The organism is Campylobacter sp. BCW_6467, assembly GCF_001762855.1.
GTDB classification, from domain to species: domain Bacteria; phylum Campylobacterota; class Campylobacteria; order Campylobacterales; family Campylobacteraceae; genus Campylobacter_D; species Campylobacter_D jejuni.
The window spans coordinates 1-24,040 of the sequence record NZ_MJXP01000042.1 but is presented as its reverse complement, the minus strand read 5'-3'; the positions used below and the strand labels follow the sequence as shown (position 1 = coordinate 24,040).

The 24,040-nt window shown below is 30.2% G+C and carries 22 protein-coding genes and 1 tRNA gene; 14 read left to right on the top strand and 9 right to left on the bottom strand.

Translation table 11 applies throughout. The annotated features are described in order from the left end of the window. Position 1: 1 nt before the first annotated feature. The 3 genes from AJ888_RS05590 to AJ888_RS05580 all read right to left on the bottom strand — a co-directional run bounded on the left by AJ888_RS05590 (position 2) and on the right by AJ888_RS05580 (position 4,166). Positions 2-1,015 carry a DNA adenine methylase gene (locus tag AJ888_RS05590; protein WP_002862034.1) on the bottom strand — a complete coding sequence of 338 codons (1,014 nt, stop codon included), beginning with the start codon at positions 1,013-1,015 and terminating at the stop codon, positions 2-4. Further along, a complete protein-coding gene (locus AJ888_RS05585; protein ID WP_002862033.1) occupies positions 1,008-2,000 on the bottom strand; it encodes a DNA cytosine methyltransferase in 993 nt (330 codons plus the stop codon). The genes AJ888_RS05590 and AJ888_RS05585 overlap by 8 nt, the downstream gene beginning before the upstream one ends. A gap of 81 nt (positions 2,001-2,081) precedes the next feature. Beyond that, entirely contained in the window at positions 2,082-4,166 is a 2,085-nt protein-coding gene (locus AJ888_RS05580; protein ID WP_070261409.1) for an RNA degradosome polyphosphate kinase, read from the bottom strand. Between the two features lie 188 nt (positions 4,167-4,354). On the opposite strand from AJ888_RS05580, the gene nrfH reads away from it, so the two are divergent. The 4 genes from nrfH (at position 4,355) to AJ888_RS05560 (ending at position 7,551) form a co-directional block, all read left to right on the top strand. After that, complete coding sequence (gene nrfH, locus AJ888_RS05575) at positions 4,355-4,870, top strand: cytochrome c nitrite reductase small subunit (RefSeq protein WP_010891930.1); 516 nt, start codon at positions 4,355-4,357, stop codon at positions 4,868-4,870. 14 nt (positions 4,871-4,884) lie between these two features. Next, positions 4,885-6,717, top strand: coding sequence for an ammonia-forming cytochrome c nitrite reductase subunit c552 (locus AJ888_RS05570; protein ID WP_070296188.1), 1,833 nt, complete (start codon positions 4,885-4,887; stop codon positions 6,715-6,717). Positions 6,718-6,843: 126 nt separating this feature from the next. After that, positions 6,844-7,398 carry a membrane protein gene (locus AJ888_RS05565; protein WP_002892921.1) on the top strand — a complete coding sequence of 185 codons (555 nt, stop codon included), beginning with the start codon at positions 6,844-6,846 and terminating at the stop codon, positions 7,396-7,398. 63 nt (positions 7,399-7,461) lie between these two features. Next, a tRNA-Ser gene (locus AJ888_RS05560) sits at positions 7,462-7,551 on the top strand. Between the two features lie 72 nt (positions 7,552-7,623). Here the strand turns inward: AJ888_RS05560 and ceuB are convergent. The 6 genes from ceuB to AJ888_RS05530 form a co-directional block, all read right to left on the bottom strand. Next, entirely contained in the window at positions 7,624-8,616 is a 993-nt protein-coding gene (gene ceuB / locus AJ888_RS05555) for an enterochelin ABC transporter substrate-binding protein CeuB (RefSeq protein ID WP_052949159.1), read from the bottom strand. A 12-nt stretch (positions 8,617-8,628) separates the two neighbouring features. Next, positions 8,629-9,384: an ABC transporter ATP-binding protein gene (locus AJ888_RS05550; protein ID WP_070284893.1), complete on the bottom strand. Its 756-nt coding sequence runs from the start codon at positions 9,382-9,384 to the stop codon at positions 8,629-8,631. Further along, on the bottom strand, positions 9,381-10,319 hold the full coding sequence (locus AJ888_RS05545) for an iron chelate uptake ABC transporter family permease subunit (RefSeq protein WP_002881476.1): 939 nt from the start codon (positions 10,317-10,319) through the stop codon (positions 9,381-9,383). The genes AJ888_RS05550 and AJ888_RS05545 overlap by 4 nt, the downstream gene beginning before the upstream one ends. Beyond that, positions 10,312-11,280: an ABC transporter permease gene (locus AJ888_RS05540; protein ID WP_002871405.1), complete on the bottom strand. Its 969-nt coding sequence runs from the start codon at positions 11,278-11,280 to the stop codon at positions 10,312-10,314. Before AJ888_RS05540 ends, AJ888_RS05545 begins: the two co-directional genes overlap by 8 nt. 85 nt (positions 11,281-11,365) lie before the next feature. Next, on the bottom strand, positions 11,366-12,355 hold the full coding sequence (locus AJ888_RS05535) for a phospholipase A (RefSeq protein WP_070296187.1): 990 nt from the start codon (positions 12,353-12,355) through the stop codon (positions 11,366-11,368). After that, positions 12,352-12,927 (bottom strand): molybdenum cofactor guanylyltransferase, encoded by a 576-nt coding sequence (locus AJ888_RS05530; RefSeq protein ID WP_070296186.1) that lies wholly within the window; start codon positions 12,925-12,927, stop codon positions 12,352-12,354. Before AJ888_RS05530 ends, AJ888_RS05535 begins: the two co-directional genes overlap by 4 nt. Positions 12,928-12,988: 61 nt before the next feature. On the opposite strand from AJ888_RS05530, the gene AJ888_RS05525 reads away from it, so the two are divergent. The 10 genes from AJ888_RS05525 to AJ888_RS05480 form a co-directional block, all read left to right on the top strand. Beyond that, complete coding sequence (locus AJ888_RS05525; protein ID WP_070296185.1) at positions 12,989-14,296, top strand: NFACT RNA binding domain-containing protein; 1,308 nt, start codon at positions 12,989-12,991, stop codon at positions 14,294-14,296. 1 nt (position 14,297) lies between these two features. Then, positions 14,298-14,636 (top strand): hypothetical protein, encoded by a 339-nt coding sequence (locus AJ888_RS05520; RefSeq protein WP_002855905.1) that lies wholly within the window; start codon positions 14,298-14,300, stop codon positions 14,634-14,636. Positions 14,637-14,644: 8 nt separating this feature from the next. After that, on the top strand, positions 14,645-15,370 hold the full coding sequence (locus AJ888_RS05515; RefSeq protein ID WP_002862023.1) for a phosphatidate cytidylyltransferase: 726 nt from the start codon (positions 14,645-14,647) through the stop codon (positions 15,368-15,370). After that, positions 15,367-16,437 (top strand): 1-deoxy-D-xylulose-5-phosphate reductoisomerase, encoded by a 1,071-nt coding sequence (dxr, locus tag AJ888_RS05510; RefSeq protein ID WP_002862022.1) that lies wholly within the window; start codon positions 15,367-15,369, stop codon positions 16,435-16,437. Before AJ888_RS05515 ends, dxr begins: the two co-directional genes overlap by 4 nt. 1 nt (position 16,438) lies before the next feature. Continuing rightward, positions 16,439-17,833: a M99 family carboxypeptidase catalytic domain-containing protein gene (locus AJ888_RS05505; RefSeq protein ID WP_070284127.1), complete on the top strand. Its 1,395-nt coding sequence runs from the start codon at positions 16,439-16,441 to the stop codon at positions 17,831-17,833. After that, positions 17,830-18,837 carry a tRNA (adenosine(37)-N6)-threonylcarbamoyltransferase complex transferase subunit TsaD gene (tsaD, locus tag AJ888_RS05500; RefSeq protein WP_070284128.1) on the top strand — a complete coding sequence of 336 codons (1,008 nt, stop codon included), beginning with the start codon at positions 17,830-17,832 and terminating at the stop codon, positions 18,835-18,837. Before AJ888_RS05505 ends, tsaD begins: the two co-directional genes overlap by 4 nt. Beyond that, positions 18,838-19,353, top strand: a complete 516-nt coding sequence (locus AJ888_RS05495; protein ID WP_070296184.1) for a type II secretion system protein — start codon at positions 18,838-18,840, stop codon at positions 19,351-19,353. Beyond that, on the top strand, positions 19,354-20,604 hold the full coding sequence (locus AJ888_RS05490; protein WP_070296183.1) for a DUF2920 family protein: 1,251 nt from the start codon (positions 19,354-19,356) through the stop codon (positions 20,602-20,604). Between the two features lie 9 nt (positions 20,605-20,613). Further along, a complete protein-coding gene (locus AJ888_RS05485; protein WP_070296182.1) occupies positions 20,614-22,440 on the top strand; it encodes a motility associated factor glycosyltransferase family protein in 1,827 nt (608 codons plus the stop codon). 83 nt (positions 22,441-22,523) lie between these two features. Next, on the top strand, positions 22,524-24,040 hold a 1,517-nt coding region (locus AJ888_RS05480), incomplete at its 3' end, for a flagellin (protein ID WP_070296181.1).

The following is a 24,040-nucleotide window of genomic DNA, read 5'->3' as shown; positions in this document are numbered from 1 at the left end:
TTTAACTCCCAATAAGTTTAAAAATAAGCACGATTTCATAATTTTGTTTTTTATTTTCTTTTCCAGTTACCTTATAGATGTGTGGTTTTTGATAAATAAAAAAATTAAGGGTTAAATTCGATACGCTAGTAATTATTTCATTAGGATTTGGCTTACTTTGGTTGTTTAAACTCATAGCTATATAGGTAGTCTTTCCTATGGCTTTTTCAAATATAAGCTTTAAATTTTGCAAAAAGGTGTTTTTGTTTGTAAAATCCGTACATTGTTTAGTTTCTTCCTTAAAGATTTTATCGTAAGGACCATAAAAATTAAAATAATTATTCATTGTAGAAGGATAGGGTGGATCTATGTATATCAAATCCACTTTAGCTATTTTATCAAGCATTTTTATGCAGTCAAGCTTGTGGGAAAAATTTTTTAATCCATTGTCAAAGACAGCATTATTATATTGTTTAAGATTTAAATAAATATGCTCTAAAAAACTTATATTATGATAGGCTCTACGCCTACCGTATTTTTGATAACTTAATTCTTCATCTCTAAATTTAACGATTTCTTCCCATTTTATACACATTCTTGAGTATGGAATTTTTCGTATCATTGCTCTACGCACTAAGGCTAAAAATATGAATTTCTCATATTCATTTAAAGTAGCACTATAATTTATAATACAAGCTAACTCCTTTACTTCATAATCAAAATATAAATGATTTGATAGCCAGCTTATATTTTTATAGCTTTTTTGTGTAAAAAAATCAGTTAACTCATTTGCTGTTATATTTAAGTTTAAAATTTGATTGCTATTTTCTATAATGGCTTTTGATATACAATAATTAGAATACAAAATATCATTAGAAATGACACTAAAACCTGCGTTTTTAAACGCGTAAGACATAGCACAGCCGCCAGAGAATAAGTCTAATACTTTACCCTTTTTAATAGGTAAATTTTCTATTATCCAAGTACTAATTTTTTCTTTATTACCTATATAATTGACTTTTGGATATTTATGCATCTAAAAAAATCTTAACTTGATTTGCAATTTTTTCTGCCAATAAGGGTGCAACAGCATTGCCAATCTGCTGTTGTATATCAATAGAATTACCATAAAAGATAAAATCATCAGGAAAACTTTGAATTCTTGCTAATTCCCTTGCACTTAAGGCTCTATTTTGAGAATAGTGAAAAACCTTTCTCATATCGCCTGTTATAGTTATAGATGGTTTGGCACTATTGTAGCGAATATATTTTCTCATATCGCCACTTTTTGGTCTTATCTCAGGTGGAATTTGCTCTTTATTGCCACCATCTTTAATATAGGACATTTTTTCTAGCATTTGATTTGAGTGCATCATTGCATTGTGATTAGGTATTTTAGATTTTTCGCCATTTTTTAGTTTGGGTAAATCATCTATTACTTTTTTGATGCTGATTTGACTATTTTCTTTTTTTGGAAAAATAAAGCTATTTTTTTTTATCGTTCCAACGATAAAAATTCTACTTCTATTTTGTGCTATACTATAGTCTTTAGTATTTAAAATTTCGTATTTGACTTCATAGTTAATATTATAAAAGCACTGCAAAATCTCTTTTAGTGTTTGTCCTTTATTGTGTCTAGCAAGGCTTGCAACATTTTCCATTATAAAAATTTTAGGCTTGATATTCTTTATAAATTTTAAATAGGCTAGAAAGAGTTTATTCCTATCATCTTGTAGTTCCTTTCTTCCAATTTTTCCTGCTAAGGAAAATCCTTGACAAGGCGGACCTCCAATAATTACTTCAAAATTATATTTTTGTTGTAATTTTTGTATATCTTTATCACTAAAGCTTAAAATATCACGGTTTATATGCTTAATGAAATCAAAATTTTTTTCGTAGCTTATGGATAGTTTTGGATTATTATCAATTGAAAGCAGTATATTAAAAGCCCCACTTTTTAAAAAACCTAGAGAGAAACCACCCGCCCCACTAAATAAATCTAAAGTATTATATTTTTTCATTATAAACTACCAATCTTAGCCTTCCCGTTTTTATTGGTGATTTTTGTAATTTTCACATAAAACATAAAAACTTATTTTAAACTAATTTTCCTTAAAAAGTTTGGAAGCTAAGTGCGTTGCACGACTTTGATCTGTATCTTTTTTAAGTGTTTTATAAATTTTACTTACATATTCTTCTAAGGTTTGTTGAGAATCTATGGTTTTTTCAGAAGAAGGAATTTTTTCATACTCTCCATTGTTTTTAAGCTCATAAGCTAAAACATTATCGCTAAGTTGTAAGCGTAAAAATTGAGCTAATTTAGCTTTGCTTCTTTCATCATATATAGGAGTCATAAGTTCTAAGCGACGCTCTAAATTTCTTGGCATCCAGTCTGCACTCGATATAAAATAATTTGGCTCACTATGTTTAAAATAAAATACTCTAGCATGTTCTAAGTATTTTCCTATGATGCTTCTAACGCGTATGTTTTTGCTGTATTCTTCATCAGGTTTTAAGCAACAAATTCCGCGTATGATAAGATCGATTTGTACTCCTTCCATGCTTGCTTCATAAAGCGCTTGTATGATATCACTATCCACAAGAGAGTTCATTTTAGCTACAATCACACCTTCATTTTTTTTGCTTGTTTCAATGCGTATCATTTCTAAAACTTTTTCTTTGATTTGATTTGGACTCATTGAAAGAGTTTGAAGACGACGGTTTTTACTAAAGCCTGATAAGATATGAAAAAATTTTGTCGTATCTCTTGCAAATTCTACTTTGCTTGTAAAATAACTCACATCAGTATAGATTTTAGCACTGCTTGCATTGTAATTTCCTGTGCTTAAATGCATATAAAATTTAAGCTTATCCCCTTGTTTGCGTATGACTTGAGAAACCTTAGCGTGGACTTTAAAACCTGTAATGCCATAAATAACATGAGCTCCGGCATTTTCTAAAGCTTTCGCCCAATGAAGATTATTTTCTTCATCAAAACGTGCTTTTAATTCTACCATCACAGTTACTTGTTTTCCATCGCTTGCAGCATCAATTAAAGCTTGAACTATATTAGAATTTTTTTCAACTCTATAAAGTGTCATTCTTATGGAAATTACTTCAGGATCTTTGCTTGCTTCTTTGATAAATTTATAAACTGGATCAAAACTTTCAAAAGGTTGTATGATGAGTATATCTTCTTTTTCTACAGCATCAAAAATAGATAAATTTTCATCAAAAGGTGGTAAAGTTTTAGGCGTGTAAAGTGGGCTTAAAAGATGCGTAAAGTTTTTATTTCCCGCGATTTGCCAAAGGCTAGGGAGATTGAGTAAAATAGAATATTCATAAACATCTTTATGAAAAATTTTCATGTGTGTATTAAGAAATTCTACGATTTGTTCATCTGCATCTTTTTGAATTTGCAATCTTACAAAAGCCCCTTTTCTACGAAGTTTTAAGCCTTGTTCTAAAATCATCATAAAATCATCAGCTTCTTCCTCTTCTATTACTATATCTGCATTTCTAGTCACTCTAAATGCTGCTGAAGCTAAGAGTTTATAGCCTGGAAAAATTTCTTCTGCGTGTTGGTGGACTATACTTTCTATAGGAACATAAATATTTGCACTTACCTCATAAAAACGAGGTAAAACCCTTGGAATTCTAATCATTCCAAATTTTACAAGTTCAGGATGTGCTTTATCACAAATTTTAACCGCTAGTGAAAAAGATAAGTTATTTAAATGTGGAAAAGGGTGAGTCGCATCAACAGCTATTGGAACAATAACAGGAAAAATATTAGAGAAAAAATACTCATCACATTTTTGTTTTAAATTTTCATCTAAATTCTCATAATGCTTTATGAAAAGATTTTCTTTTTCTAATTCACTTGTGATTTCATTAAAATAACGCTCCAAAAGCTCTTTTTCTTGGTGTAAGTATTTGCGTATGGCTTTTAATTGTTGTAACGGGGTCATTTCATCGCTACTGCTTGCATTAACTCCAGCTGAAAAAAGTTGTTTTAAGCCTGCAACGCGTATCATATAAAATTCATCTAAATTAGTGCAATATATAGCTATAAATTTTAATTTTTCTAATAAGGGTAAATTTTTAGAACATTGGTCTAAAACACGAGAATTAAAGCGAAGCCAAGAAAGTTCGCGATTGATAAACATATCAGGACTTATTTGCATTAATTTTTCCTTTTTTTTGTTATATTTTATCATTTATTTTAAAATTATTGAATAAAAGTTTCAAATTTTTTAGGTTAATTAAGAGTAAATATATCTTTAAAATTATATTAAATTCATCTATGTTAAAATTACAAAATTTATTTTTGGGAAATTCTGTGACATTATTGTTTTATTGAAGATTTTAAGAAATGATAATTTTAAGGAGGAAAATTTTGAAGAAAACTTCGAATCTTTTTACTATTTTTCTTGTTTTGCTTTTTGTTTTCTTTGCGGTTGGGTTTTATACTTTTTATAATGCTAAGGGCACATCTTATTTAAGCAATGCAAGCGAATCTTGTAATAACTGCCATATTATGAATGAAGTTTATAACGAATACATGGCAGGACCACACTCTCAAAAAGTCAAAGGCGAACCAAGAGCAACTTGTGTGGATTGTCATTTGCCACATAATTTTGTAGCTAAGTGGATAGCTAAAGCGCAAAGTGGTTTAGGACATGCTTATGCTTTTACTTTTAAACTTGATGAATTGCCTACAAATTTGAGTGCGACTGAAAAAAGCAGAAAAATGGTGCAAGAAAACTGCATACGCTGTCATGCAGATTTTGCTCAAACAGCTATCAATGCTACAACAAATCCACATGCAGACAAGTCATTAAATTGTGCTTCTTGTCATAAAGATGTTGGACATAAACACGGAATTTAATAAGGAGAAGATGAATGAAAAAAAATATTTTACGCTTGGGTATTGTTGTTTTGGTTTTACTTATAGCGGGAGTTTTATGGCTAAATAATGATATCAATCAAAAAAAAGAAGATGAAGCAAATAAAAATGCCATTGCAGCAAATGCTGATTTTTCTTTGCTTAGTGATGATGATCCAAATTTTGAAAAATGGGGTAAGGTTTTTCCAGAGCAGCTAAAAATGTATTTAACAGTTGAAAAAGAAGAGCCTAAAGCTACTGAATTTGGTGGTAATTTAGCTTATTCAAAATTAATTCGCTTTCCTCAATTAACCATACTTTGGGCAGGATATCCTTTTAGTCTTGATTTCAATGAAGAAAGAGGGCATTTTTGGGTTCAAGTAGATCAAATGAAAACAGCAAGAAACAACAAAGATTTTCTTAATGCTCACGGCCTTGCTGCTTTTAAAGGCCAGCCCGCAGCTTGTATGAATTGTCATAGTGGATGGACTCCATGGCTTATAAAAAATGTTGCTAAAGGGGATTTTACTGCTTTTAACTCTACAAATTATTGGACCATGATTAAAAATATCCCAGCCGTTGATGGTATAGTGGAAAATTCACCTGAACATGCAGGTCCACATGGTGGTAAAAGAATGGGTGTAACTTGTGCAGATTGTCACAATCCAAATGATATGAGTTTAAGACTTACTCGTCCAGCAGCTATTAATGCTTTAGTTTCTAGGGGATATGAAAAAGATCCAGTACAAGGCGTAAAAGCTACAAGAGAAGAAATGAGAACTTTAGTTTGCTCTCAATGCCATGTTGAATACTATTTTAAACCAACAGGGGAAAAAGTAAAAGTAATGGGTGAAACTATTGTAGATGATAGTTCTAAAAAATGGTGGAATGGAACTCAGAAAAATTATGATGAGTATGAGTTTTGGAGAGATGGAAATAAAGCTAAAGAGATTGAAACCGATGGTATAGTTTTAACTTTTCCTTGGAGTGAGTGGAAAAAAGGACAACCATTTAGAATTGAAATGCTAGATGATTATTATGATAAAGTTCGTGGAGTATTTGGAGCTGATTTTACTCATAAATTAACAGGGGCACAAATTATTAAAATTCAACACCCAGAAAGTGAACTTTATAGTGGCGGTGTGCATGCTGCAAATGGAGTAAGTTGCGTGGATTGTCATATGCCTTATGTTAGAGAAGGGGCTAAAAAGGTTACTCAACACAATATCACTTCTCCTTTAAGAGATATTAACTCTGCTTGCAAATCTTGTCATAAACAAAGCGAAGATTATTTAAAAGCTCAAGTACTTGACATACAAAATAGCGTTGCACATGATCAAAGAACTGTAGAGTACGCAATTGTTAGTTTGATTATGGATACTAAAAAACTACGCGATGAGCTAGGCAATATGGAAAAATTCCAAAGCGATGGAAAAGCTGATGCGAAAAAAATTAGCGAAGAGCTAAAAGAAGTTTTAGAACTTCATCGTAAAGCTCAAATGAGAGCGGATTTTGTTAATGCTGAAAACTCAACTGGTTTTCATAATCCTCGCGAAGCTTCAAGAATGTTATTGCAAGCTGTTGATATGGCAAGAATGGGACAAACTAAACTTGTAGAAATTGCAGCGGTAAATGGAATTAAAGATTTTAAAACTTCAAATTTAGGTTTTGAAGATATTCAAAAATTTAATCCAGGAGAGCTTTATTATAAAGTAGATGTTAATGGTCATAAAGCTGGAGAGCGTTACTATGCAGATGAAAAAGATGTTAATGGCAATCCTCCAAAAGAACTTTTAGAGCATGATAAAGAGCTTGTTCCTTATAATTATCAAGTGATTGATAAAAAATAATTCTTAAGCCCTATAATCATAAGGGCTTTTTCTTTTCATTGTTTTAAAAAATATAAACTTTTTATTTAAAATTCACTTTATTTTGTCAAAATATCACAAATTTTAATAATAAAAAAAGGACTTAAAATGATTAATAAAAATAAATTGTTTAGACAGGTTCATATCTATCTTAGTTTGTTCTTCTTGCCTTGTGCTTTGCTTTTTGCTTTAACGGGTATAGCGTATATTTTTGGTATTAATCAAGATGTGGGTTTGAAAGTTGAGCAGTATCAATTGTCAAAAGTTATAGAAAGTGGTAAAGAAAGAGAAGCTTTAATAGAGTACTTAAAAACAAATGGTTTAAAAGTGCCATCTAATACAGATATCATTAAAAGTAAAGATAAAGGCATAACAATAGGCGGAACTCATTATAGTGCTAATATAACTCAAAATTCTACTAATGAATACAACATTACCTTAAAAACAAGATCTTTACTTGGAGATATGATTATGCTTCATAAAGATAAGGGCGCTTGGTATTTTTCTGTGCTTAGCGTAGGCTTTGGTATTACTTTATTTATGCTTTATATTTCAGGGCTTATGATTACTTTGTTTGCAAATAAAAAAGATAGAAGTAAACAATTTGCAGTTCTTGGAGTAGGGGTTGTTGTAACTTTGCTTTTGGCTTATCTTAGCCTTTGATTTTTCCTAGCTTTTTAAGCTAGGTATTATTTATTTTTTTGTATAATCACACTTTACTTTATTGGACAGATGGGTGAGCGGCTGAAACCACACCCCTGCTAAGGGTGCAGATCTTAACGGGTCTCGAGGGTTCAAATCCCTCTCTGTCCGCCACTAAAACTTTCTTGAAAATTCCAAATATTTTATTAGGTATTAAAGCAAGAGACTAGCCCTTGCGAGGTTGTATTATTTTACAGCATTTTTGATTTCTAAAATCATAGTTTTTAAAGACTCTAGTCCATTTCCACTTGCTAAATACCAGTATTCTGGATCAAGATAGATGATTTTTTTGTTTTGTGCTGCTTTGGTTTTAGCAACAAGCGCATTATCGAGTATGCCTTGAGCGCGTTCTTTGTTGCCTACAATGATATTTCTATCAACAACAAAAATATAATCAGGATTTTTTTCTAATATAAATTCAGAATTGATACTTTTGCCGTGTGTGCCTACTTTTATATTCTCATCTACCGCGTTAATCCCTAAAACATCGTGAATAATCCCAAAGCGAGATTGAGGACCAAAGGCTGAAATTTTGTTAGAATTTGTAAGAATGATAAGAGCTTTTTTATCTTCATTAACTATGCTTTTGGCTTTTTCAATTTCATTTTTAATATCTGAAATTTTTTCTAAAGCTTCTTTTTCTAAACCATAAAGTTTTGCAATGCTTAAGACATTGTTTTCAAAAGAGCTTAAAAAATTTGCATTATCAAGACCTACAAATAAAGTTGGAGCTATTTCTTTTAATTTATCATAAAATTTACTTTGGCGTCCAGAAATGATGATAAGATCAGGTTTTAAAGCATTAATGGCTTCAAAATCAACTTGTTGCACTCCACCTACACTAGGTTTGTTTTTAAATTGTTGTAGGTATTTTGGTAAATTTTTAGCAGGAACGCCTGCGACTTTATCGTTTAATTTTAAAGCATCAAAAGTATCTAAAATTCCAAGATCTAAGATCACTACCTTAGAAGGATTTTTAGGGATTTTATTTTCTCCTAGACTATCCTTTACTAAAAAACTATCACCCTCATCACTCATGCTAATAGGCAAAACTTTCACCGTAGCAGTGTTGGTTTTTGTTGTAGAGCTTGCATTGTTTTCATTTGAGTTTGAATTACAAGCTGTTAAGATTAGACTTAAAAAAAATGCAAAAAATGCAAAAACTAAAGATTTTTTCATATTTTCTCCTTTTTAAAAATAAATACAAATTTTCTTACCATCGATTTGACTTACAGGTATATCCATATCATAAATTTGTTTTAAATTTTCTTGATTGATGATTTCATCTTTTGAGCCTTGTTTTAAAAGCTTCCCATCTTTTAAGGCTATGATTTCATCAGAATAAATCGAAGCAAAATTAATATCATGCAATACAACAGCTATACTTTTGTTAAAGTCTTTGACTAAATTTTTCATTAGTTGCATGATTTGTACGCTATGTTTCATATCAAGATTGTTTAAAGGTTCATCAAACATTATAAATTCAGTATCTTGAGCGATGATCATGGCTATAAAAGCTCTTTGTTTTTGTCCGCCGCTTAATGTATCTAAAAATTCATTTCTTAAGTTACTAAGCCCCATATATTTTAAAGCTTCATTGATTTTGATTTTATCGTTTGCATTAAGTCTTCCTTGAGAATGCGGAAAACGCCCAAAAGCGACTAATTCTTCAACTTTTAATCTTAAATTGATATTGTTTTGTTGTTTGAGAATGGAAATTTTTTGTGCTAAGATTTGCTCTTTATAGTCTTTTAAATTCATTCCATCGATATAAATTTCTCCACTGCTAGGTTTTATCAAACGACTTGCTAGAGCTAAAAGAGTGGATTTTCCAGCACCGTTGGCTCCTATTATAGAAGTGATTTTGCCTTTATGAAAATCAAGGCTAAGATCTGAAATAATGGCTTTATTGTCATAAAATTTGGTGATATTTTTTAGTTTAATCATAATTTATTACCCTTTAATACAAGATAGATAAAATATATCCCGCCTAAGAAATTAATAACCACGCTTATAGTGGCATTATAATCAAAAACTCTAGAGACAAAAAATACCCCTCCAAGCAAAGCTAAAATGCTAATGAGTATACAAGCACTTAGTAAAATACTATGCTTTGCAGTTTTAAATAGTTCATAAGTGATATTTACTACCAAAAGCCCTAAAAAGGTTATAGGACCTACAAGCGCGGTGCTAATAGAAGTTAAAATAGCTATGATAATCATCAATTGTTTTGAAATTTTTTGATAATTTATCCCTAAATTTATCGCTAAATCTTTGCCTAAATTCAAAGGATCCAAAAATTTCATATAGCGAAAAATCCATATAAAACTTAAAAAGCTAATAATATAAGCAAGAATTAAAACATCAAAAGCAATATTATCAAAGCTAGCAAACATTCTTCCCTGTATCACCATGAATTCATCAGGGTCGATTAATACTTCAAAAAAAGAGCTTAAAGTGCTAAAAAGTGTTCCAAAAACTAAGCCTAAAAGCATGATAAGATAAATGCTTCTATCGCTACTAAATAAAATTTTATAAAGTCCTAGTGAAAAAACCACCATACAAACTAGAGTGATTAAAAAATTGATATCGTTTTTATAAACACTTAAATTAGCCGCACCAAAAGAAAAGATAAGAGCACTTTGAAGTAACATATATAAAGAATCTAATCCTATGATAGCAGGGGTTAGAATTTTGTTATTGCATAAAGTTTGAAAAATCACTGTTGAAACAGCGATACAAATAGCTACTATGATAATAGCTGCAATTTGTAAAAAACGACTTTTTAAGGCGTACTCATCAAAGCCATTTAAACCCACAAGTATAAAAATCCCTATCATGTTAAGTGTTAAAAAGCTTAAAATCAGCATTTTTTTACGCATAAACTTTCCTTTTTAACAAAAGAAAGATAAAGATTAAAGATCCTAAAACACCTGTAGTGATACTTAAAGGCATTTCAAAAGGAAAGATGACAAGTCTTGAAATGATATCGCAAACAAGTAAAAACAAAGCTCCACAAAGTGCTATATAGATAAGATTTTTTCTAAGGTTATCACCTAGATAAAGAGCTACTAAATTTGGGATAATTAGCCCTAAAAAAGGGATAATCCCAACGCTTACAATCACTAAGCTAGTGATAATGCTTACAATCATCAAGCCTAAAAATAATATACCATTATAAGAAATTCCAAGATTTAAAGCTATATCTTCGCCCATGCCAACTATGGTGATTTTATGAGCTAAAAAATAAGCAAGTATAAAAAGTGGTAAAGAAATGTAGAGCAATTCATAATTTCCTTGCATAACATTTGCCATACTGCCTTGTAACCAGCCTTGGATATTTTGTATATAATTTAAAGCATAAGCAAAAAAAGTGGTTATAGCACTAATAATGCCTCCAAACATCAAGCCTATCAAAGGTACAAAAATCACATCTTTGAGTTTGATTTTTCTTAAAATTTGGATAAATATAAAAGAACCCAAAAGCGCAAATACAGATGCAATGATAGCTTGAGTGAAAAAAGACGCTCCAGCAAAAAATATTAAAGAAACAAGTATGCCAAATTTAGCACAATCCATAGTCCCTGCTGTAGTTGGGGAAACGAATTTATTTTGCGTGAGTTGTTGCATGATAAGCCCACATATACTAAGACTCATTCCTGTGAGTAAAATCGCTATAAGTCTAGGAATTCTTGTGAGAGTTATGATTTCTAATTGAGTGGAGTTAAGATTAAGAATATCTTTTACATTGATACTGATAACTCCTATAAATAAACTTATCATTCCAAAGAATAAAAGTAAAGCTATAAGCGCTTTTAAACTCAATATATGCTTAAAAAACAAATCTTTCCTTATAGTAATAATAATTATCAAAAATGAAATTGTAATGAAATTTGTTTTAAGAAATGATAAAACTACAAAGGATATTTTAGTAAGAAATTAAAAATCCAGTGGAAAGTCTTTGCAAGTGTTTGTTATAGTCTATAAGGCTTTCTCCATAGCCATTAAAGTATTGTAAATACCAATAAATTCCGTTATTAAAAATATCATATCCTAGATCAACTTGTATAGCGCCTTTGTTATTGCGGAATTTAAGATTGTTTCTTAGCATAAGATTGATAAAATAATCATCGCCTAAATACGCTAAATTCACATCAAAATTTCCCATATAATGCAAGATGGCAGGATTATCATCATCTTTTTTGCTTTCAGGAATTCTATACCAAAGGCGTGGGACAAATAAAAATTTATTATATAAAATAGCTGTAGATACATAAATTCTATTCCATGAGCGAGATTGCAAATTCTCATCTCCCTTACCATTGCTTTCATGCAATATACCTACGCGTAGGTTGTTAAAAAATTCATAATCTTTAAGATACAAAGGAAAATCTATAAAAAATTCTGGCTGATAGTTGGTTTCTCTAAAAGGAGAAGAATGTTCATAAATTTGCCACCAAGAAGTTTGAGTATAGGCTATATAATATTTTTCATCCAATCCTAGCAAATTTTCAAAAAGCCTTTTTTTAATGCTAAGTTGAAATTTAGCTTCACTTTTATTGTGATTTTCTTCCAGAGAGTTAAAACTATAAGCCAAAGGTAGAAAATAATTCATTTTATAAGCACTAATGCCAAGAGGGTTAAAGTATTCATCTTCTTCAAGATAATTTGCCAAGGCAAGACGAGCAAAATCTTGTCTTTCTTCTTTGGCTGCAATAATAGATTTTTCATTTTGAGTAGTTTGTTTAGTTTTATTTTGTTCTTGAGGGATTAAAACAGATGAATTTTTTAAAGCGAGTTTTTTGTAAATTTCCATAGCTTTTTTATAATTGCCTTGTTTTTCATACTCTAAAGCTTGTTGCAAATCACTAGCGCATATAAAAACGCATAAGCTTAAAAATAAAGCAGTTTTTCTCATTTTAACTCGCTTTTAAATTTTTCATATTCTTCATAAAAATTAAGATTTAAAAAAGCATCTTCATTTTCGAATTCCACAAATTTGGTTTTAATCTCAGAAAATAAAAGTCCTATTTTTTGTTCATTTTTTTCTAAGAAATTTTTACAAGTTTGAGCTAAAGAGCTGTGATAAAAGCCACATAAGGGATGTTTATGTAAAGGGGTTTTGGCTATGATTATTTTATAGTTTTGCTCTAAAAAAGGAAGCATTTTTAAAAGCTCATTTTCACCTACTTTAGGACTATCCACACTTAAAACAAAAACAAATTCATTTTTAAAATTTGAAAGTATAGAGTAAAGCGCAAGCATAGGAGAGTAAACTTCAAATTCTAAAGAATCTTTTATCAAGCTAAAATGGTTTTCAAATTTGTCTTCTTTTGTGCTCACATAGACATTTTTAAAAATTTTAGAAAATTTATTTACTTGAAATTGAATTAAATTTTGATTTTTAAGAATCAATTTGCTTTTATCTTGTCCCATACGACTAGATTTACCACCACATAAAATCACGCAATTTAGCTCATTAAGCTGCACAAATTTCCTTTTTTAGTTTAATTCTACCACAAATTTGCTAAAATATTTTATAATTTCTTTTATGAAATACACAGAACTTTTACAATTGCAAACTTTTTTTTCTCAGTTTAAAAAAATCGATTTTATCAAGCGTATCAATGACAATATTTTGGAATTAAGCTTTGATAAAGAAAGATTTATTTTCGATCTCACTCGCGTAATGAGTGCGATTTATACAGCTAAATTTAATGCAAAAAACTATAATGCACCTTTTGATTTTATGCTTAAAAAGTATTTTAGCAATGCTTTTATAAAGGAAGTTAAAGTCCTTGAAGGCAATCGTATTTTATGTTTTAGTGTAAAAGCTAATAAGGCTTATAAAAGCTATGAGAGCAAGATTTATTTTGAATTTACGGGTAAAAATACCAATGTTATTCTTACAGATGAAAAAGATTTAATCATAGAGGCTTTAAGGCACATTGATAAAAGTTATCGTGTAGTAAAACCTAATGTGATTTTAGAGCCTTTAAAGCCTTATAAAATGGATGAAAGTTTTGAGGAAATTAAAGATTTTAAAGATTATTTTTCTCGCAAATTTACAAGCATTTATGAGAGTAAAATCAAACAAATAAAAAATTTAAAACTTGCACAAGTGGATAAAAAAATACAAAATTTACAAGAACTTTTTTCTAATTTAGATGAAGAAAATTCTTTACTCTTAAAAGCTTTAGAATACAGAAAAAGGGCTGATGTATTGTTTGCAAATTTGAGTGTTTTAAAAGATTATGAAAGGGAATTTAAGCTTGATGACTTTGAAGGCAAAGAGCTTGAATTTAAGCTTGAATTTAGTCCTAAGCAAAGTGCTAATTTATACTATAAAAATGCCAAAAAATTAGAACAAAAAGCTAAAAATTTAAACATACAAAGGCAAAATTTAAAAGAAAAGTTAGATTTTACCCTGAGTTTAAAAGAATTATTGCTTCAAGCTAAGAGTGAGATAGAGCTTGAAATTTTACTACCTAAAAAAAATAGCAAAAAAAATCAAGATCATAAACAAGAAGATCTTGTGGCAAATTTTTATTTTAATGAGTTTAAAATTTGCGTGGGTAAAAATGAAAAAGGCAATGAATTTTTACTTAAAAATGCTAAAAAAGATGATTTGTGGCTTCATGTAAGGGATATTCCTAGTGCACATACTTTGATTGTATCAAACAAGCAAAAAATCAGCCTTGATGTGATAGAATTTGCCGCAAGGCTTTGTGTAAGTTTTTCTAAGTTAAAGAAAGGTTCGTATTGGGTCGATTATACCTTAAAAAATTTTGTTAAGGTTCAGCAAAAGGCGTTTGTAAATTATACAAATTTTAAAAGTATTAATATCATGAAGGATTAAAATGCCAGTTAGCCCATTAGGAAATGTCAATTATATAAATCAAAATATGGCTTATCCAGCTACACAAGCAAGCAATGAGCTTGCAAAAGAAGGTTTTGCAGCTACGCTAAATATGGCTGAATTTAATGAAAAAGAAAAAACTTTAAACAAGCTTGAAAAAGTCAATGAGACTCATGAAATCAAAGAAGAGATCAAAGAAAAAGCCGAACAAGAAGAAAAAAAGAAAAAACACAATCAAGAAGCTAAAACTAGCGATGATGAGAAAAATGAAGAAGATGAGTCTAAAGATCCAAATTTTAAAGACGCACAAAGCATTCATCGCTTAGATATTAGTATATAAGGAAAAATATGTTTAATACAACTAGAATTATTTCAGCTCTTGTGATGATAGGGGCTATTATTATTATCGCGTTGATTGATCAATTTTTTATCAATTTTATCGTTTTTGCGGTTTTATTGTATTTATCTTTTAGTGAAGCAAAAAAACTTTTTGTTTTAGAAAATATTTCTATTATCCCTTTGGCTATAGCTTTTATTTTGGGAAGTTTATCGCATAAAGCTTTGTTTTTTGGGATTTTAGCTTTGTTATTAGTCGTTGGATATTTGGTTTATAAAAAGGCTTCCTTAAAACCAGCTCTTATTTATATTTATCCTAGTTTGCCTATTTTAGCACTTTGGCAAGTGTATTTAGATCAGGGTATGTTCGCGCTTTTTTGGCTTATCATTATCGTTGCAGCTTGTGATAGTGGGGCGTATTTTATCGGAAAACTTATGGGTAAAACCCCTTTTTCTCCAACAAGTCCAAACAAAACCTTAGAAGGTGTTATAGGTGGCTTGATTTGTGCGAGTATTATTGGAACTATTTTAGGAGTTTTTGTTTATAGTTTTTGGCTTTCTTTGCTTTGTTCGTTTTTTGTAGCGATTTTTGCAGTAATTGGAGATTTGCTTGAGAGTTATTTTAAAAGAGAAGTAGGCGTAAAAGATAGTGGAGATCTTATCCCTGGTCATGGGGGTGTGCTCGATAGAATCGATGCAGTGATCATTGCTGCTTTTGTGATGGTTGCTCTTTTATGATACTTTTTGGAAGCACAGGTAGCATAGGAGTAAATGCTCTTAAACTTGCTGCTTTAAAAAACATTCCCATTTCTGCTTTAGCTTGTGGGGATAACATCGCTCTTTTAAATGAACAAATCGCAAGGTTTAAGCCTAAATTTGTTGCCATAAAAGATTCAAAAAATAAGCATTTAGTTAAACACGATAGGGTTTTTATAGGGCAAGAAGGTTTAGAGCAAATTTTAACAGAATGCCAAGACAAACTTTTGCTCAATGCCATTGTAGGTTTTGCAGGACTTAAAAGCACTTTAAAGGCTAAAGAACTTGGCAAAAACATAGCCTTAGCCAACAAAGAAAGTCTTGTGGTGGCGGGGAGTTTTTTAAAAGGGGCTAAATTTTTACCCGTTGATAGTGAGCATGCGGCTTTAAAATTTTTACTCGAAGGTAAAAAAAATATAGCAAAACTTTATATCACAGCAAGTGGTGGAGCTTTTTATAAGTACAAAATCAAAGATTTAAATCAAGTTAGTGTCAAAGATGCTTTAAAACATCCTAATTGGAACATGGGAGCAAAGATCACTATAGATAGTGCGACTATGGCAAATAAGCTTTTTGAGATTATAGAGGCTTATCATTTATATGATTTTAAAGAAATTGATGCTTTAATAGAACCAAGATCTTTAGTGCATGCAATGTGTGAATTTAAAAATGGAGCTAGCACGGCGTATTTTTCAAAAGCAGATATGAAATTAGCTATTTCAGATGCTATATTTGAAAAACAAGATACGCCTATTTTAGAGGCTGTTGATTTTAGCAAAATGCCTGCTTTAAAATTTCATAAAATTAGCACAAAAAAATATCCTATTTTTAAGCTTAAAAATGCATTTTTAAAAGAGCCAAATTTAGGTGTTATCATCAATGCTGCTAATGAAGTTGGTGTTTATAATTTTTTAGAAAATAAAAGTAGATTTTTAGACATTGCTAAATGCATTTTTAAAGCTCTTGATCACTTTGGAGTGCCTAAAATTTCAAGTATAGAAGAAGTTTTTGAGTATGATTTTAAAACAAGAGAGTATTTAAGGAGTTAAAATGAAATTTTTTTTAATAATTTTATTTTTTATAACAAGTATTTTTGCCTTAGAGCTAGACTTTAGCGTAGGAGAAAATGGAAAAAGCCTAGATGATAATAATACAGTTTTGATTTTTGGTGGAATTCAAGGCGATGAGCCTGGTGGATTTCATGCGGCAAGTTTGCTTTTGAGTGATTATAATATCACTAAGGGTAAGATTATAGTGGCTCCAAATTTAGCTTTTGATAGCATTATCAAGCGTTCGCGTGGGAATAATGGGGATTTAAACCGTAAATTTGCAAGTATTAGCCCAAAGGATCCTGATTACAAAAGAGTTCAACGCATTAAAGAGCTTATTTTACTTCCTGAGGTTAGTATGGTGATCAATCTTCACGATGGTTGGGGTTTTTATAAACCTACTTATATCGATGCGATGCAAAATCCTAAGCGTTGGGGAAATTCAAGTGTGATTGACACAAGCGAAATTAATGCAAGCAAATACCCTGATCTTGAAAATATCGCTACTCAAACCGTAAATAGTGTCAATTCTTCACTTGCTGATCCAAAGCATGCTTATCATCTTAAAAATACCAAAACCCAAGAGCTTGGCGATACGGAAATGCTTAAAGCTTTGACTTATTTTGTGATTTCAAATCACAAAGCTGCTTTTGCAAATGAAGCGAGCAAAAATCTGCCTGTAAATTTAAGAGCTTATTATCATCTTTTGGCAATTGAAAATTATCTAAAAACCGCAGGAATTGAATTTAGCAGAGATTTTGAACTCACTCCACAAGGGGTTGATAAAGCCATAAATAAAGAGCTTGAAGTGAAACTTTTTGATGATAGAATTTTACTTTCTTTAAAAAATCCAAGAAAGGTTATCAATTATGTGCCTTTTCCGGTAAATAAAGAGTTAAATTATAATACAAGTAATGAACTTACCGCTGTTATCGCAGAAGGAAATTCTTTTTATATCCAGTATGGCAATCGTTTTCAAACAAGATTATATCCTGAGTATTTAGAATTTAGCGATGCTTTTAATGAAGTAACTTTTCAAGTTGATGGTAATGAAACCACAGCTTCTTTTGGAAGTAAGGTAAAAGTAAAAGAGAATTTTCTTATCCCAAAGATAGCTAATGTACGCGTAAATATCATAGGCTTTGATCATGGAAAAGATGAAAGTGGTATTTTAGTTCATAAAAAAAATATGCAAACACAATACTCTTTAGATATGGCAGGTAAAATTTATAGAGTGGAATTTTATGAGTTAAGAGGGGCGAATTTGCAACAACTTTTAGAGGCAAATACCAATAGCAAGTTGATCAAAAATGCTAAAAATTTGGACTTAAACACTCTTAAAATGGCAAGATTAAAAGATAAATTCTTAGGTTCTATTTTAGTGGAATTTGAATGAAAAATCTTATCCTAGCTATAGAAAGTTCTTGCGATGATAGTTCTATAGCTATCATTGATAAAAATACCTTAGAGTGTAAATTTCATAAAAAAATTTCCCAAGAATTAGATCATAGTATCTATGGGGGAGTGGTACCTGAACTTGCTGCAAGACTTCATAGCGAAGCTTTACCAAAGATACTTAAGCAATGCAAAGAGCATTTTAAAAATCTTTGCGCCATAGCTGTGACAAATGAACCTGGACTTAGTGTTTCTTTGCTCAGTGGAATTTCTATGGCAAAAACTTTAGCAAGTGCCCTAAATTTGCCTTTAATCCCTATAAATCATCTTAAAGGTCATATTTATAGTCTTTTTTTGGAAGAAAAAATTTCTTTAGATATGGGAATTTTGCTTGTTAGTGGTGGGCATACTATGGTGCTTTATCTTAAAGATGATGCAGACTTAGAGCTTTTAGCAAGCACAAATGATGATAGTTTTGGAGAAAGTTTTGATAAAGTGGCTAAAATGATGAATTTAGGTTATCCTGGTGGGGTTATCATAGAAAATTTAGCAAAAAATGCCAAACTTAAAAATATCTCTTTTAACATACCTTTAAAGCATTCTAAAGAACTTGCTTTCAGTTTTTCAGGACTTAAAAATGCAGTGCGTTTGGAAATTTTAAAGCATGAAAATTTAAATGAAGACACAAAAGCAGAAATAGCTTATGCCTTTGAAAATACAGCTTGTGATCATATCATGGATAAATTAGAAAAAATTTTTAATCTTTATAAATTTAAAAATTTTGGCGTTGTAGGTGGAGCTAGTGCAAACCTTAATTTGCGTTCGCGTTTGCAAAATTTATGTCAAAAATATAATGCAAATTTAAAACTAGCTCCTTTAAAATTCTGTTCTGATAATGCGTTGATGATAGCAAGAGCCGCAGTTGATGCTTACGAAAAAAAGGAATTTGTAAGCATAGAAGAAGATATTTTAAGCCCTAAAAATAAAAATTTTTCAAGGATATAGATGAGAAAAGCTTTTACTATATTAGAACTTGTTTTTGTGATCGTTATTTTGGGAATTTTAGCTGCTATTGCTTTACCAAAAATGAGTTCAAGCAAGGATGAAGCTGAAGTTAGCAAGTCTTTAAACAACCTTAAAACTTTGATCAATGATATAAGCATTTATACTTTAAAAAATGACCATTTAAGCTCTATAAAAACGATGAGTAATGTAAACGGAGTTGAAAATGTTGATCTTGGCAATTTTAACGGCACAAAAGAAGTAAATTTTCGCGTAGGCGATGATAAAGAATGCTTAAAACTTGTTTTTATAAATAAGGCTGATTTTATGCTCATGGGAATTTCAAGTAATGAAGCAAGTAAAAATGCTATCATCAACGCAGCTAATCAGACTCATGAAGATTTAGAAAATATAGACTTTACAAGCTCTTCAAGCAATAAAGCTTGCGTGATTTTAAGTAAGAATGAAAATTTTAAAAACCTAGCGAGTAAAACTTATCTTTTAATAGGAGGAAGGTAAATGTTAGTGAGTAAAACTTATGAGATTGACTCTTGTGATGATGTAGAGCTTGGTATAAAAAGAGAATCAAAGCTTGAATTTAAGCTTTGTTTTGATGATGAAAAAGAAATAAAAGCTTTAGTGTTTATCATCCCTGGGCTTGGTGGAGATGCGGATGAAAATTACCGTGAACACTTGGCTGAATTTGTGGCTAGTGAGTATAATGCAGCTGTAGCTAGTGTGAATTATCATTGTATAGGTAATCGTCCTCAAACAGGCTCTACTTTTTATTTAGATGATATAGACAAGCTTATTTTAAAAGTAAGTTGTGAAGCTATAGACATAAAGCTTCCTTATGATGTTGATAAAATTCAAGACTATAAACAAATGAGTGAAATTTTTCATTTTGTAAATAATCAAATAACCAAAGGTAAGCAGAAAGGTAATTTTGCACCAAATTATTTTTTAAATTTACATGTGAGTTTGCAACCTGCAAAAAATGAATATCAAAATTTTGGTGTTATGCAGGCTCAAGATCTTTTAAATGTTGCACTTTATCTTAAAAAACATGCTCCTTTTGATACTATGGGGGGGGGTATACCAGTTATTATGATAGGTAGTTCTCACGGGGGATATTTAGCACATTTGGCAACTAAAATTGCACCTTGGCTAATAGATGGAGTTATAGATAACTCAAGTTATGCTAAATTTCTTTGGCGTCTTATAGGTTTTGGAAAGGAAATAGATTTTGTGCAATATAGTGAATTTTCTACTTTTGATTTTTTTCATCATATTAAAACACATTGCTCGACAAAAACTTTTTGGACAAGTAATTCAAGTTCAAATAATTTTTTTTCAATGCCAAGAAGAATGATAAGATATATCTTAGAACCAAAGCATCTTGAAATTCAAGCTAATTACGCAAAACCATGTTATATTAGTTATCATTCTTTTTATGATAAAGAAATAGCTCCACCTGATGAAAAATTAGAACTTTACAAATATTTAGAACAATTTGGGTTTAATGCAGAGCTTTATATGATAAAAAATTCAGATCAAGTTGATGGTAGATTTATCAAAAGTTTAGAACATGGCATGGGAATGTCTATAAAAACTTTGATTTCTAAAGAACTCCCTTTAATGCTAGAAAAAATAAAACAAAATTCAAAAAAAGATTGTAAAGAAAAATGTATCTCTTATCCTTGTGAGGATTTGTTGTATCAATTTAGTGAAAAAGATGACAAAATATCACTCAAAATAGATAAAATTTAAGGAAATTTCATGACTATATTAGAAAAAAACATACAAGCTTTATTAAGTGGGGTAAATGAACCCTTAGGAAATAAACTTTTAAATTTCATACAAAATAAAACTTGTTCTCGTTTTAATATAGATGAAAATTTAAATATCTTTGATAAAACTCATAATGTTTTCATGTATGAAAACTTAGAAGAAGAATTAAATTTTTTCTATCAAAGTATTTTAGAAAAAACTCCTAGATATCCTTTTGTATGTATTTATGGTATAGGCAATGCCTTGCTTATTAAAAATTTAGCTAAACACTATAAACATCTTTTTGTATTTGAAAGCGAAATAGAACTTTTCATCCTAGCTTTAAGTACACTGGATTTGAGTGAAGAGCTTTGTAGTGGAAAAATTTATCTGGTGGATGTTGAGGAAGAGAAAGTTAACATACAGCTTAGTATACTATTTGATCAAAAAGATATGTTTGAATATCTGAGTCTTTATGAAATGTTTATAAATTCTTCTTATTATGAAAAGTATTTCATGGATGATATTATAAAAATAGACCATATAGTGTATGATAATATCAATCTTGTAATTAGAAATTTAGATCCAGAATGTAAATTATCATTAATTTGCTATGATAATTTTATACAAAATATTCCTTTAATGTTAAAAAGTATTCCTTTTCAAAGAATTATTCAAGAAAGAAAAAATAAATTTGAAAATTGTATAGTAGTTTGCGCTGGACCTAGTCTTGAAAAACAAATTCCGCTTTTAAAAAAATATCAAGAAAATTTTGTGATTTTTTGTGCAGATGGGGCTTTTCCTTTGCTTTATAAAAATGATATTATTCCTGATTATATCCTAAATGTGGATTTTCAAGAATATCCTATTGAATTTTTTAAAGATATTGAAAAAGAAAAATTGTCAAAAAGCCTTATTCTATTAGCTTCATCTACTCATTCTAAAGTTGTTTCTTATTTGGAAAATAATTTTCATATATCTTTATTTTTAAGCAGAGATGCTCTTTATCAGCATATTAATATTCCTAGTTTTGGATATTTAGAAACTGGAACTCATGTTGGACATACCTGTTATACTTTAGCTTTAGCTTTAAAATTTAAAAATGTTATTATAATAGGCCAAGATTTAGCTTATTCTTTGGATGGTAATACGCATTTTTCAGATTTTAAGTATCAATCAAATTTTGAAAAAAATAAAGATTTTAAATTTGAAGTTAGCGCTTATGGCGGAAAAGATAAAATTGCAACTAGAATAACTTGGAATGACTATAGAAAGAAACTGGAAATTTTATTCGCAAATAATACTCAAGTAAATTTTTACAATGCTACCGAAGGAGGAGCTAAAATAGCATTTACAAAAGAACTTAATTTTGAGCAGTGTTGCTTGAAATTTGCAAGTCAGAAAGAAAAAAGTTTAAAAATTCCACAAATTTTAACTTCAAATAGAAATGAAAAACTTTATAAAAAAGTTTTAGAAATTTTAAAAGAAGATTTAAATAATATTAATGAAATTTTAGATAATGCAAAATTTTTAGATAATGCTTTGGAAAAAATTTTATTAAGCGAAAAAAAATTACCTTTAGAATTTCTACATCAATGTCATAAAAATATACAATTTTTTAACTCCTTTTTGGAGAATAGTTTTATTTTTAAAGATGGAGTTCTTAAGGGAATTTTTTTTAAAAGAGGATTTGAGTTAAGTAAAATTATTATTCAGAAAATTCAAAAAGAAGAAAATTATTTGTATTTAATTGTTAAAGTTTATAAAGATTGGCTTATTTTGCTAATCGAAAAATTAAATGTTAGAAAACAAAGTTTAGAAAAATTATTTTTATAAAAGTATAAATTTTTTAAAAAAAGTAACGATATAGGGTGCAACAAGTTCATGGATGAGCTTGAATTTATTTAAAAGGATTTAAAATGGGATTTCGTATTAACACAAATGTCGCAGCATTAAATGCAAAAGCAAATTCAGATCTAAATGCTAAAAGTTTAGACAGTTCATTAGCAAGACTTAGTTCAGGTCTTAGGATTAACTCCGCAGCAGATGATGCTTCAGGGATGGCGATAGCAGATAGCTTAAGATCTCAAGCAAATACTCTAGGTCAAGCTATATCAAATGGTAATGATGCTTTGGGTATCTTACAAACTGCAGATAAGGCTATGGATGAGCAACTTAAGATCTTAGATACTATTAAGACTAAAGCAACTCAAGCAGCTCAAGATGGTCAAAGTTTAAAAACAAGAACCATGCTTCAAGCAGATATAAACCGCTTAATGGAAGAACTTGATAATATCGCAAATACTACAGCTTTTAATGGTAAACAACTTTTAAGTGGAAATTTTACCAATCAAGAATTTCAAATCGGTTCAAGCTCAAATCAAACTATAAAAGCTAGCATTGGACCAACCCAGTCTTCAAAAATCGGTGTTACAAGATTTGAAACAGGTTCACAAAGTGTGAGTTCAGGTGTAGTAGGACTTACTATCAAAAACTATAATGGTTTGGAAGATTTTAAATTTGATAATGTTGTGATTTCAACTTCTGTTGGAACAGGTCTTGGAGCTTTAGCTGAAGAGATTAATAAAAGCTCTGATAAAACAGGAGTTAGAGCAACTTATGATGTAAAAACTGTTGGAGCTTATGCTATAAAAGAAGGAACTACTTCTCAAGACTTTGCTATCAATGGGGTTATAATTGGTAAGGTTGATTATAAAGATGGAGATAATAACGGTTCTTTGATTTCAGCCATCAATGCGGTTAAAGATACCACAGGAGTTCAAGCTTCTAAAGATGAGAATGGTAAACTTGTTCTTACTTCAGCTGATGGTAGAGGCATTAAAATCACAGGTAGTATAGGTGCTGGTGCGGGTATTTTAAAAACTGAAAATTATGGAAGATTATCTTTAGTTAAAAATGATGGTAGAGATATCAACATAAGTGGAACTAATCTTAGTGCTATAGGTATGGGTGCTACAGATATGATTTCTCAAGCTTCAGTATCTTTAAGAGAGTCAAAAGGTCAAATTTCAGCAGCTAATGCTGATGCTATGGGATTTAATTCTTACAATGGTGGTGGAGATAAGCAAATTATCCAAGCTTCTAGTATTTCAGCGTTTATGTCTCAAGCAGGTTCAGGCTTCTCAGGAGGTTCAGGCTTCTCAGTAGGTAGTGGAAAAGGATATTCTACAATTTTAACTGGAGCAGTACAAATTGTTTCAAGCGCGGCTTCTATAAGCAGTACCTATGTAGTTTCGGCAGGTTCAGGCTTCTCAGCAGGTTCAGGTAATTCTCAATTTGCTGCTTTAAGAACTACAGCTGTAGGTGCTACTGATGAAACTGCGGGTGTAACCACTCTTAAAGGTGCTATGGCTGTGATGGATATAGCTGAAACTGCTATAACTAACCTTGATCAAATCAGAGCTGATATAGGTTC

What these genes read in the sequence shown, in the direction of transcription:
- AJ888_RS05535 (WP_070296187.1), bottom strand. Translation starts at nt 12,355, where the DNA reads ATGAGAAAAACTGCTTTATTTTTAAGCTTATGCGTTTTTATATGCGCT.
- AJ888_RS05550 (WP_070284893.1), bottom strand. Translation starts at nt 9,384, where the DNA reads ATGATTAAACTAAAAAATATCACCAAATTTTATGACAATAAAGCCATT.
- AJ888_RS05495 (WP_070296184.1), top strand. Translation starts at nt 18,838, where the DNA reads ATGAGAAAAGCTTTTACTATATTAGAACTTGTTTTTGTGATCGTTATT.
- AJ888_RS05585 (WP_002862033.1), bottom strand. Translation starts at nt 2,000, where the DNA reads ATGAAAAAATATAATACTTTAGATTTATTTAGTGGGGCGGGTGGTTTC.
- tsaD (WP_070284128.1), top strand. Translation starts at nt 17,830, where the DNA reads ATGAAAAATCTTATCCTAGCTATAGAAAGTTCTTGCGATGATAGTTCT.
- AJ888_RS05580 (WP_070261409.1), bottom strand. Translation starts at nt 4,166, where the DNA reads ATGCAAATAAGTCCTGATATGTTTATCAATCGCGAACTTTCTTGGCTT.
- AJ888_RS05590 (WP_002862034.1), bottom strand. Translation starts at nt 1,015, where the DNA reads ATGCATAAATATCCAAAAGTCAATTATATAGGTAATAAAGAAAAAATT.
- AJ888_RS05505 (WP_070284127.1), top strand. Translation starts at nt 16,439, where the DNA reads ATGAAATTTTTTTTAATAATTTTATTTTTTATAACAAGTATTTTTGCC.
- AJ888_RS05545 (WP_002881476.1), bottom strand. Translation starts at nt 10,319, where the DNA reads ATGCGTAAAAAAATGCTGATTTTAAGCTTTTTAACACTTAACATGATA.
- dxr (WP_002862022.1), top strand. Translation starts at nt 15,367, where the DNA reads ATGATACTTTTTGGAAGCACAGGTAGCATAGGAGTAAATGCTCTTAAA.
- AJ888_RS05520 (WP_002855905.1), top strand. Translation starts at nt 14,298, where the DNA reads ATGCCAGTTAGCCCATTAGGAAATGTCAATTATATAAATCAAAATATG.
- AJ888_RS05525 (WP_070296185.1), top strand. Translation starts at nt 12,989, where the DNA reads ATGAAATACACAGAACTTTTACAATTGCAAACTTTTTTTTCTCAGTTT.
- ceuB (WP_052949159.1), bottom strand. Translation starts at nt 8,616, where the DNA reads ATGAAAAAATCTTTAGTTTTTGCATTTTTTGCATTTTTTTTAAGTCTA.
- AJ888_RS05490 (WP_070296183.1), top strand. Translation starts at nt 19,354, where the DNA reads ATGTTAGTGAGTAAAACTTATGAGATTGACTCTTGTGATGATGTAGAG.
- AJ888_RS05515 (WP_002862023.1), top strand. Translation starts at nt 14,645, where the DNA reads ATGTTTAATACAACTAGAATTATTTCAGCTCTTGTGATGATAGGGGCT.
- nrfH (WP_010891930.1), top strand. Translation starts at nt 4,355, where the DNA reads ATGATAATTTTAAGGAGGAAAATTTTGAAGAAAACTTCGAATCTTTTT.
- AJ888_RS05570 (WP_070296188.1), top strand. Translation starts at nt 4,885, where the DNA reads ATGAAAAAAAATATTTTACGCTTGGGTATTGTTGTTTTGGTTTTACTT.
- AJ888_RS05485 (WP_070296182.1), top strand. Translation starts at nt 20,614, where the DNA reads ATGACTATATTAGAAAAAAACATACAAGCTTTATTAAGTGGGGTAAAT.
- AJ888_RS05565 (WP_002892921.1), top strand. Translation starts at nt 6,844, where the DNA reads ATGATTAATAAAAATAAATTGTTTAGACAGGTTCATATCTATCTTAGT.